Origin of the sequence: Methanofastidiosum sp. (genome assembly GCA_020854815.1) — an archaeon.
In the GTDB taxonomy this organism is placed as follows: domain Archaea; phylum Methanobacteriota_B; class Thermococci; order Methanofastidiosales; family Methanofastidiosaceae; genus Methanofastidiosum.
Window position 1 is genome coordinate 1 of record JAHKLW010000088.1, and the last position, 10,308, is coordinate 10,308.

13 protein-coding genes and 1 tRNA gene are annotated in these 10,308 nt (G+C 38.0%); 6 read left to right on the forward strand and 8 right to left on the reverse strand.

From position 1 onward, the window contains the following. Window positions 1-432 (reverse strand): PAS domain-containing protein (locus tag KO464_10265; protein ID MCC7573745.1); only part of this gene is annotated, 432 nt, incomplete at its 3' end. A 196-nt stretch (window positions 433-628) separates the two neighbouring features. Here KO464_10265 and KO464_10270 point away from each other — a divergent pair. Together KO464_10270 and KO464_10275 are read left to right on the forward strand one after the other, a co-directional pair. Then, window positions 629-1,789, forward strand: a complete 1,161-nt coding sequence (locus KO464_10270) for a TraB/GumN family protein (GenBank protein ID MCC7573746.1) — start codon at window positions 629-631, stop codon at window positions 1,787-1,789. Between the two features lie 10 nt (window positions 1,790-1,799). After that, on the forward strand, window positions 1,800-2,969 hold the full coding sequence (locus tag KO464_10275) for a hypothetical protein (protein ID MCC7573747.1): 1,170 nt from the start codon (window positions 1,800-1,802) through the stop codon (window positions 2,967-2,969). Here the strand turns inward: KO464_10275 and lysS are convergent. Next, window positions 2,963-4,519, reverse strand: coding sequence for a lysine--tRNA ligase (gene lysS, locus KO464_10280; protein ID MCC7573748.1), 1,557 nt, complete (start codon window positions 4,517-4,519; stop codon window positions 2,963-2,965). The genes KO464_10275 and lysS overlap by 7 nt on opposite strands. Next, a complete protein-coding gene (locus KO464_10285; protein MCC7573749.1) occupies window positions 4,519-5,205 on the reverse strand; it encodes a nucleotidyltransferase domain-containing protein in 687 nt (228 codons plus the stop codon). Before KO464_10285 ends, lysS begins: the two co-directional genes overlap by 1 nt. Window positions 5,206-5,251: 46 nt before the next feature. On the opposite strand from KO464_10285, the gene KO464_10290 reads away from it, so the two are divergent. From KO464_10290 to KO464_10300, 3 genes are read left to right on the forward strand one after another with little or no spacing between them, the layout of a single operon-like run. Beyond that, a complete protein-coding gene (locus tag KO464_10290) occupies window positions 5,252-6,358 on the forward strand; it encodes a site-2 protease family protein (protein MCC7573750.1) in 1,107 nt (368 codons plus the stop codon). Window positions 6,359-6,362: 4 nt separating this feature from the next. Then, window positions 6,363-6,557, forward strand: coding sequence for a MoaD/ThiS family protein (locus tag KO464_10295; GenBank protein MCC7573751.1), 195 nt, complete (start codon window positions 6,363-6,365; stop codon window positions 6,555-6,557). Next, window positions 6,558-7,457 (forward strand): TIGR00269 family protein, encoded by a 900-nt coding sequence (locus tag KO464_10300; GenBank protein MCC7573752.1) that lies wholly within the window; start codon window positions 6,558-6,560, stop codon window positions 7,455-7,457. 29 nt (window positions 7,458-7,486) lie between these two features. Here KO464_10300 and KO464_10305 read toward each other — a convergent pair whose 3' ends face one another. Both KO464_10305 and KO464_10310 read right to left on the reverse strand, forming a co-directional pair. After that, window positions 7,487-7,813, reverse strand: coding sequence for a DUF86 domain-containing protein (locus KO464_10305; GenBank protein MCC7573753.1), 327 nt, complete (start codon window positions 7,811-7,813; stop codon window positions 7,487-7,489). Continuing rightward, window positions 7,797-8,096: a nucleotidyltransferase family protein gene (locus KO464_10310; GenBank protein ID MCC7573754.1), complete on the reverse strand. Its 300-nt coding sequence runs from the start codon at window positions 8,094-8,096 to the stop codon at window positions 7,797-7,799. The genes KO464_10305 and KO464_10310 overlap by 17 nt, the downstream gene beginning before the upstream one ends. A 125-nt stretch (window positions 8,097-8,221) precedes the next feature. Here KO464_10310 and KO464_10315 point away from each other — a divergent pair. After that, window positions 8,222-8,293: transfer RNA gene (locus KO464_10315), tRNA-Thr, on the forward strand. Window positions 8,294-8,510: 217 nt separating this feature from the next. Here KO464_10315 and KO464_10320 read toward each other — a convergent pair. The 3 genes from KO464_10320 to KO464_10330 all read right to left on the reverse strand — a co-directional run bounded on the left by KO464_10320 (window position 8,511) and on the right by KO464_10330 (window position 9,519). Then, complete coding sequence (locus tag KO464_10320) at window positions 8,511-8,750, reverse strand: type II toxin-antitoxin system HicA family toxin (protein ID MCC7573755.1); 240 nt, start codon at window positions 8,748-8,750, stop codon at window positions 8,511-8,513. Beyond that, complete coding sequence (locus tag KO464_10325; protein MCC7573756.1) at window positions 8,751-8,966, reverse strand: type II toxin-antitoxin system HicB family antitoxin; 216 nt, start codon at window positions 8,964-8,966, stop codon at window positions 8,751-8,753. Between the two features lie 223 nt (window positions 8,967-9,189). After that, window positions 9,190-9,519, reverse strand: a complete 330-nt coding sequence (locus KO464_10330) for a hypothetical protein (protein MCC7573757.1) — start codon at window positions 9,517-9,519, stop codon at window positions 9,190-9,192. Window positions 9,520-10,308 lie beyond the last annotated feature (789 nt).

Below are 10,308 nucleotides of genomic sequence, written 5' to 3' on the forward strand. Positions count from 1 at the left end.
GTTTTCCTTTTCTAGCTTTAATCTGATATCGCCCTCTAATTGTATATCTTTTATTGTGCCTGTATGGCCTAAAATACTTCCCTCGCTATCCTTGAAAACTGACATTTCAAGCCTGCATTCAACTTGCATGCCATTTTTTCTTTTTAATTTTACATTAAAATTCTGAATTTTTCCTCTTCGATACAAATCTTTTAATAAAAGCTCTCTGTCGGAGGGATTGATATGCATCTCAGTTGCATCCATGCCTAAAAGTTCTTTTTTCGGGTAACCGAGTATGCGTGATGTGTCCTCGTTTGCATAGACGATTATGCCATCTTTGTTTACGGAAATGTTGGGAAGGGCATATGCATGATTCAAGTATATATCTGGCAGAAAAGTGTTATATTTTTTATTACGTTTGATTTTGGTGTTGGTACTATCATCTTTTGCCATGGAAGACCTTCTTAGGGTGTAATGTTTCACTCTAGAATCAATTGATAATCTTTTTCCATATATATAAAGATATGGAAAAAAAAAGGGAAAATATGGAAAGCCTAACTTTTTATTTATGTTTCTCTATTTTAGTTTTTTTACATTGAACCGGAAAGTAATATTTAAAAGGAGCACTCTTTGTTTCTATTAAGAGACTATGACAAAAGAGACCATAGAGATTGGCGGAAAAGAGGTCATATTGGTAGGTACTGTCCACATTTCAAAGGAAAGTGTGGATGAGGTGAGAGAGGTAATTGAAAAAGAAAAACCTGATGTTGTGGGTGTTGAGCTTTGCGGGAGTAGATTCGAATCGCTCAAAAATGTCAAGAAGTGGGAAGATACCAACATCTTGGATATCATAAAGCAGGGAAAGATATTCCTCTTCTTGATTAATCTATTACTATCCAATTACCAGAAAAGACTTGGCGATAAGTTTGGCGTCAAACCGGGTTCTGAGTTCATAGAAGCAATCAATGTTGCTGAAAAAGAGAACATCAAGATTGCGCTAATTGATAGAGATATCCAGACCACATTGAAGCGGGCCTGGAACAAGATGAAACTCAAAGAAAAGCTGAAGCTTATGTTTGGACTCTTCCTAGGATTCTTTGAAGAGGAGGAAGAGGAAGACATTATCGAAAAGCTAAAGGACAAGGACATAATAAACGAGCTATTAAATGAATTGTCAAAGGAGATACCCTCAGTAAAAGAGACATTGATTGATGAAAGAGACAGATACATTGCGCTAAAGATACTCGAAAGTGATGCCAAAAAGTTAGTTGCAGTTATTGGCAGAGGTCACATGGATGGGGTAAAAAGAGAATTGAAAGAATTAAGCAAAAAGGGCTTAAAAAAGAACATCGAGGAACTTGAAGTAGTCCCTCAAAAAAAGAGCTCATTGAAATATATAGGATATTTGATTCCTGTATTATTCTTTGGAATCGTGATATACGGATTTTTTACTAGAGGCATTGAATTTACACTAAAGGTATTTCTCGTCTGGATTATGGTGAATGGCACTCTGTCCGCAATTGGTGCGGCCCTTGCCCTGGCACACCCTGTTTCTATTCTGGTAGCTTTTTTTGCAGCGCCAATAACATCACTTAATCCTACAATTGCAGCCGGATGGTTTGCAGGCCTTGCTGAAATCAAATTCCGAAAACCTAAAATAAAGGACTTTGAAGGATTGAATAGCATTAATGGATTTACTGACCTTTGGAAGAATGGAGTCACGAGGATAATCCTTGTCGTTGCCTTCTCCAACATAGGGAGCACAATCGGGACAATATATGCCATCCCTTATATAATTTCACTTTTGTGAGGAGAGAAAAATGAAAAAGATAATCTTGACGATATTGGTTATATCTGCATTATTGCTCCAAGGGGTATATGCAGAAGAAGATTACATGAACATGATATGGAAGCATGACCTGAAAGGAAATGTCTGGAAGGTAATGAACGGTGATTTTACAGGAAATGGAGTCCCCGAAATAGTTGTTGCTTCTGGATGCTGTGGAAATCCAGGTTATGTAACTGTTTTTGATGTAACAGGTACCATAGTCTGGCAGGCAAGGCTACCCAATGAGGTAAGGGCCCTTGATATAGGAGACATAAATGGTGATGGAAAACTTGAGGCAGTCACTGCAGGAACTGATAGCAGGACTTACTTCATCTCAAATAGCGGGGAAGTGGTCAAGATTTATTCCGATACTAGCATGCCACAGGCAATAAAGATAGGGGATATTGACGGCGATGGGAAAAATGAGGTGGTGACTGGATCAAATTATCTAAGGATATTCAAGGATATGGAAGAGGTGGCAAATTACAGCACCTCAAATAGGATCTCAGACTTAAACTTCTATGACATAAATGGAGACAAAAAGCTTGAGATAATAACAGGTGGCCTTGGGAATTACGTTTATGCTTTTGATAGTGACCTCAATCTCTTATGGAGGCATATGAGCAATTCTGTCGTATGGGGGACAATCCCATTCAAGTACCTTGGAAACGATTCTATACTAGTTTTGGCAAGGGGATATTTTGTCCTAGACAAGGACGGCAATAAAGTATTCCAGAAGGATATGGATGACTATTACATAACTGGCCATGATACAGGCACTATGATCCTATTAGCCGATGGCAAAGGGGATCTAAACAGCATAGATTACTCATTAAATGAGCTATGGACTTTCAAGGCTGAAAAAGAAGTTAAGGCTGTCTCTTCTTACAAGGAAGGAAATGAAATGATGATCTTTTTTGGCTCCATGGATGAGAATTTCTACATGATAAACGGGAAGGGGGAATTTATTGGCTCTGCAAATGCCGGCTCCTACGTCTCAACAGTGGACAGCTTTAATGTAAAAAACAAGAGGTACGTATTTTTTGGCTCATTTGATGACGTTGTCTACACATACTACAGAGAAACAAAAAATGTCCCGTTTTATGGATTCGGGACTGTTATTGCAGCTTTATTATACTTCCTGTATAGAAGGCGTCAGTAACTTCTGAATCTTTCAACTACAAACTCTTTATCAAGAGCGTTTATGAACGCTGCGGCTTTGGGGCCTGACTCTTTGCCAATCAAGACCTGGTATATGGCCCCAAAGAGTATTTTTGGCTCTATTGGAATGTTTGTCGCAATCTCATAAATCTTATTGTGAAGTTCTACATCGTTTAGGTCTTCGCTTTGGACTAGGTCAGAGATTACTTTTAGCCCATCTCTTTGCTCCTTTGAAAGTTCTACTTTTGGAGGGTATGGCAATAGCTCAAATTTAATCATATCGGGGGCGTAGAGTTTAACCCAGTTTGCTGCAAGTTTTGTCCTTGTTTTAATCCTTTCAATGTCTGTTTCAGATAGCTCTGCTTTAATGTGGCCCTCCTTCTTTAGGATTTTTATAATCTTGTCAACATCAGAAGTTATCTGAACAAGGACTGACATAAATCTAAAAGATGGCTGTGCTGGTAATGTCTTGTAACCCCAGATGTTAGAGAATTCATAGAGCTTATCATACTTCTCTCGTTTGTTGATCTCCTCATCGCTGAAGTAGGTAGTTTCTACCCTATCAAATTCATCATAAACATTTAGGAAATCAAGGTCTAGAGCAATCTTTAGCTCCTTTGTAGGTTTTGTTTTAACAAATAGATACCTCAATACATCTGGCTCCATGACTGAAAGGATATCTGAAGGGAGGACAACATTGCCCTTAGAAGATGACATCTTTCCGCTTGCGCCCTTTAAAGACACGAATTCATAAGTTGCACCTATTATTGGTGGCTTTTCAAAAATCTCCTGTATTATCTTCTGCCCTGTGTCAGCACTGCCTCCTTGCGTACCGTGGTCCTTGCCATAAGGCTCATAGTCAACGCCCAACTCGGCCCACCTTGATGGCCAGTCTACCCTCCACTTAAGCTTGATGTAGTTTGCCTTTCTGATGTCGGCTATTTCTTCAAATCCACACTTACACGAGTAGCTTAGAGCGTACATCCCATCAAAAGATGAAATTTTTGTTAAGTCCTTCCCGCATTTTGGGCAGTATATCGAAACTGGATACCAATCACTTGCGAGCTTTTCCCCGCCACGCTGGCTGTTCAATAGCTCGATTAATTTCTCCCTCTTATCAAGTGATATTTTGATATTGTCTTTGTAAACGCCCTTTTGGTACTGACTTGACGCCCTCACGAAATCAGGCTTCATGCCTGCCTCAGAAAGTGAGACTTCAAAAGGTTCCATGAAGTGGTCGGCAAATGACTTGTGGCATCCGTCAGGGTCTGGAACCTTATAGTCCGGAAGCCCGATAAATTCAGAATAGTTGGCCGGAACATTTGAAGGAACCTTTCTAAACCTGTCATAATCGTCCCACATGTGTATATGCCGGGAATTGTATCCCATATCCTTTAGTGCAAGCGCTACAAGGCTTGTTGTGATGGCCTCCCTAAAGTGGCCTATGTGACAGTGGCCTGAGGGTGTAACCCCAGATTCACATACATATTCTTTTTTCTCTCCCCTTTCTGCAATTATTCTCTCAGCAAAAGTCGATGCCCAGTGCATGATTAACCTCTCCGTCTGACGTTTGAGTCTTTATCGCATATCTCTTTTAAAACTTGCTCAAAAGACTCGTCGTGCATTAAAACTCTATTGAGATAAACGCCTGTCCTGCCTATCTTATCCCTCCTATTGAGGACTTGGGAGCGCTCCCTCACTATATCAATTGAAATGTTTAGTAGCTTTGATACTTGAGCTTCCCTGCCAGTTATCTCTTCCTCTATATGCCCCTCTTCGTTTGGCCTGATTAGTATGAGTCTTTTATCAACGCCTGGCACCCTCTTATCAGCTCTTAAGTCGTCAAATTCAATTGCCCCTCCGAAATAGTAAAACTCAATCTCTCTTAACTTTGACTCTGTTATAGGGAATGTTACTGTTTCTCCGGTAAAGAGGGTGATTGATCCTTTCACAAGATGCCATGGCGTTGCCTGTACGATGCTCCTCTCCTTAATCCCTATATCGTCAAGAGCCATCTCCAGTAGGTAGGTCTCAGGGATATGCTCGATAAAAAAGTCAATATCTGATGCCTTGTGGACATCCCCTCTTGCAACTGAGCCATAGAGAATAGGTTGGAAATCTAAGATCTTCTCCATAACTGTAAGTGCCTTTGATCTAATAGATGAAAGCAATTGCCACTTTTCATCGCCATAGACCACCTTTCTCCTGTGAAATGCGACTGTTTTCTCCTTCATTATAAAAAATTACAGTTAGAAATATAAATCATTATCTTAGCAATTGGGTATGAACCCGCTTTATGTAGTGCTTTTAGGTATAATTATGTTCTGGGTTATCCTTTCCGAGGTCAATAAAAGGTATAGCCTTTCAAAGTATGGCATCGATTTCCAAGGGATAATCCTATTGTGGAGAACTAAAAAGTTCAATGATTTTATTGATAATGTATCAAAGAAAGGGAAGAAGATCTGGGGCGTCTACAGCATGATTGGCATAGGTGCGGCAGTTGTCGGGATGGCCGCAGTGTTCTACCTTCTATTTTCTAATGCTGTTAAAGTCCTTCTTTCACCTGCACCCTCACCAGGGGTAGGATTTGTGATCCCTGGTGTCACTGTACCCTTCTGGTACAGCTTGATAGGGCTTATAGTAGTTCTAATGGTCCACGAGGGATCACACGGGATAGTAGCTAGGGCAAATAACATCAGCCTAAAGTCAGTTGGATTGGCACTATTTGTTGTGCTACCTGGTGCATTTGTAGAGCCTAATGAAGAAGAGCTAAAGAAAACATCAAGGCTCACAAGGATGAAGGTCTATGCTGCAGGTTCAATGGCAAACTTTGTCACAGCACTCATTGCATTTGTGCTCATCATGGCAGTTATCAATCCGCTTTTGACGCCTTCGGGCATAGAGGTAGTTTCAATTGAGGGCACATCCGGAGCATTTGGATTTTTATCACAGGGGGACTTAATAACAGAGATTAACGGCGTAAAGATTGAAACTTTACAGAATTTTTATGACATTATGCAGGATTCAAAGCCAGGAGATACGCTAAATATTGTAACTGATAAAGGCACATTTGATGTATTGCTAAAAGAACACCCGACTGATGCAGGAAGGGGGTACATTGGGATTGTGACCTCTCAATACTACAAATCCCCAGTTAACATGAAGATTTTGACACCGATAAGCGGTATATTGTTCTGGGTTTTTCTTCTGAACTTTAACATAGGATTGATTAATCTATTCCCGCTACCATTTTTATTTGATGGAGGGAAAATATTCAAAGAGATAGTCGATATAAAGTTCAGCGAGGCAAACTCGAATGCGATTCAGAAAGTATTTGCCGTGATAGGCATACTACTCTTTGCAATAAATATTTTGCCTTCGTTTTTATGATGTTATGATAAAGGTAGTTTTCTTACGGGACAAGAAGAGTGTCGAAGTGGAGGCTAGAAATGTCTCCGAGGTATTCTCAAAGCTATCCATATTGGGTGAGCAGTACGTCGTGATAAAAAACGGCAGGATAGTCTGCGAGGATGAGCCTTTGTCCTCTGACGATATTATTGAACTATTCACAGTTGCTTCGGGTGGTTAATTGAAGTGCTCAAGGTGTAAAAAAGATGCAATCTATTTTCAGAGGCAGTCTGGCCAGCACTACTGCGGGGAGCATTTCAACAGCTACTTTATTAAGAAGTTCATGCGAGGCATAAGAGAAGACCAGCTGATAAAAAAAGGTGAAAAGGTTGCAGTTGCTGTAAGTGGCGGAAAGGATAGCTTGACCCTGGCATACCTTCTAAAGAAGCTACAGGCAAGATACCCTTTTGAGATGGAAGCTATAATCGTTGATGAGGGGATTTCTGGATATAGGCGCCATACGCTTGATGCTGCAAAATCGCAGTTAGAAAAACTAGAGATAGACTATCACATTGAATCATTTGAAGATAATTTTGGGAAGACTCTTGACTCTTTTGTTGAAAATAACAAGGAAAACGCATGCTCCACGTGTGGCGTCTTAAGAAGATATATCTTGAACAAAAAAGCAAGGGAGCTATCTTGCACGAAGCTTGCGACAGGGCACAATCTTGATGACGAAGACCAATCCGTTATAATGAATCTCATGCGGGGCGATGTAATCAGATTTTCAAGGGGTCAGAATTATTACAAAAAGATTAGTGACAAGTTTGTAGAAAGGATAAAACCCCTGCGTTATTTTTTGGAAAAGGAGATAGTCATCTTTGCACTCAATAATAAGCTCTCTTTTGACTCATCAGAGTGTCCTTACGCAGTATATGCTATGAGGGGTGAGGTGGGGAAGTTTCTTGACAGGATGGAAGAGGTAAGACCCACAACAAAATACTCTCTTTTGTCTGGTTATGATAAGATACTCCCGGCATTAAATCAGTGCTTTATCCCCGAATCAATTGGAGTTTGTGAGATATGTGGTGAGCCAACAATGGATGGCACCTGCATGAGATGCAAGATTTTGGAGAAATAAACCGAGGATTTTCCATGAGGAATGTTCTATTAAAGTTTTTTTATATTTTGTTTTAATTCTGGCAAATCTCTTACAATTATAGTCCATATTAGATCTATATCTACGCCAAAGTATTCATGAATTAATTTATCTCTTAGCCCAGATATCTTTTTCCAAGGGATATGATTATAATTATTTTTAAATTCTTGGGGTAAGTTTTTTATTGCTTCACCTATTATTTCAAGTCTTCTAATAGTCATGTCTTGAAGAGAAAGCGAATCTTCAAACTCTTCTTTTGTTTTATCTTTAGTGTAATCTTCAATTAAATTTATGCTATCAAGAATATGGATTAGGAAAATCCTAAGATTCTTCTTCATAGAATACTTCCTGCTCATTTAAAATGTAGTCTTTTAATAGGGGGTGAATTGAATTATAAGTAATAACATCGACTTTTTTATTGAAAAATTCTTCTAGTTCCTGTTCTAGGCCGATTAAATCAAGTAATGATTTATTTTTGACATCTACAAATTCAACTAGGAGATCTATGTCACTTTCTTTTGTTTCCTCCCCTCGGACATAAGATCCAAAAATGGCTGCTTTTTTTATTCCGTGTTTTTTCAAAATTGGAATTGATTTGGTCTTAATATCTGAAAGCTTGATTTTTCTCATATATTATTATTAAAGAGGCAATGTATTTAAGACTTACTTTTACAATTTAATGTTATTCCTTAGACAAGTCATACATAGAAAAACCTTTTATAATAATATGAAAATCTAAATCTTGTGCCCTGGTGGCTTAGTGGTATAGTGCCTGCTTGGTAAGCAGGAGGTCGCGGGTTCAATCCCCGCCCAGGGCTTCATAACTTAGTTGTAAAGCATTAGGCTATTTTTAATTAAAAAATATTATAAAAAAGAATAGAAAAGAGAAAAAAAAATTTATTGCAAATTATTCCTTTTTTGATCCCAACATCGATGTTTAAAATAAAACACAAATGTATAATTTATTGTGTATAATAACGTTATGCTCAAATTAGATGCAGATCTTATTTAAGGCTATAATATATTAAATCAGTATTAAACATGCTCATATGCCATTATGAATTCGTCCCTAGAAACCCCAACTTGCCGGCATATGACTCTCAAAGTGGAGCTTTTAATCTTCTCACGGTTTGGCATAGTCAGCGGAGTCTTAGTGCCGTCTTCATTTTCCCTAACCATGGAGATGTGATTTCCTTCTCTCGCAACTACAAATCCAAGTAATTCAAAAGTTTTGATTACTTTCCTTGTTGGAGCATCTGCAGGGAATTTAGTCAACTAAACTACCACTTCAGCAATAAAAGTTTCTATAATATCTTCCTCAATAAACGCATCCTTTCCAAACGCTTCTATATGGAACTGAATCGCAGATTTAACATCTGCTAGGGCCTCTTCGTAAGTATTCCCTTCACCGACTACAGCACCCTTTAGGCCAATAGGATAAGCTACATACCCGTCAATATGCCTTTCAACAATTATTTTTATCTGTTCCATTTGTCTCAATCCTAATCATCGACTCTACTAATTAAATTAATAGTCTAAAGTTAAAATGTCTTTCTGTTTTAATAATAAATTCAAGATGTGTGTTCAATTTGGCCCTAATTTTAAGGCCAGATCCCATTAAACGAATTGGCCCTGTCTTTTAATAGAAGTTGGGAATGTTTGATATTTCCTAACCAAGAGTTGAAATATAAAAAATAGTTAAAAGAAAAAAAATTTATTCTTTGAATTTGCCAAGTCCAAGTAGCTTCATAAATGAATACATTGGGAGTGATTTCTTTGAGGTAACTGTACCTGTTGTAAACAAAATAGCAAGGTTATCCTTAATTGGTCCTGGTGGAGCATATGGATTATTTACTTCATTGTATTCGCCGAAGAAATACTTTAATCCAATTGTTCCATCAATGTTCTCTATTCCGATTGTAGCCGAACGGCCATCTGCATAGTAATAGTTATCGTTCACCATTTCCTTGTACTGGAACTTTATGTCATTTGAGTCTTTGTAAAGGATAACTTGAAATGTCAATTTTGATTCTGGGTTTCCCAATTCATTATCATGTTGAAACTCTACCCATTGGACAATAAACTTGTCAGGAAATGATTGGTAATATATTATAGCTTCTTCCTTCTCTCTAAGAGAGATATCATCCCAGAAAGGACAAATGATGTTGTTTAGATCATCATCTACAGGTATATCTTGATTATCATAGTCCTCATCACCACCCTCGCTACCAAACTGTAGGAAACCGCTAGAAGATATCCAGACTTCTTCATAAGTATTGCCATAGAATTTAAAATCAAATCCAATTGGTACCTTTGCCCTATCATATGATTCAATCTCTGAATCTGTTCCAGTTTCTGATATGTCAATCCACTGGTATGGAACTGTATCATCATAGGTATAACCAAATTCGTCAGGACCGCCAGTTGCACCAAAGATAGAAGCTATTCCAAAAGTACTTCCAATAAATAAAAAACTTATAAATATAGCAAATATTTTTTTTCATAATATTAACTCCACATAAAAAAAGTTTTTAATGTTATTTAAGTGTTTCGCCTAACTCGACTAAGGCGTTTGGCCCTAAAATATACTCTAAAACTCTGGGCATAACCAGGGCTTCATAATTTAGTTTTTTCTAAGTACTAGAGAATCTTCACAATATGTGGCAAAATCTTGAATAAGTTAATTTTAAATAATAAATTATCTAAGTTTTATTAGCTGAATAAATGACATCTGTAAAAGAACATTACAGCATATCTGAAAAAGATTATCCTTCCCAACTTAATTCTTTGGAGCATAGCGCCCCTGAAAATATTTATGTCAGAGGGAATCATA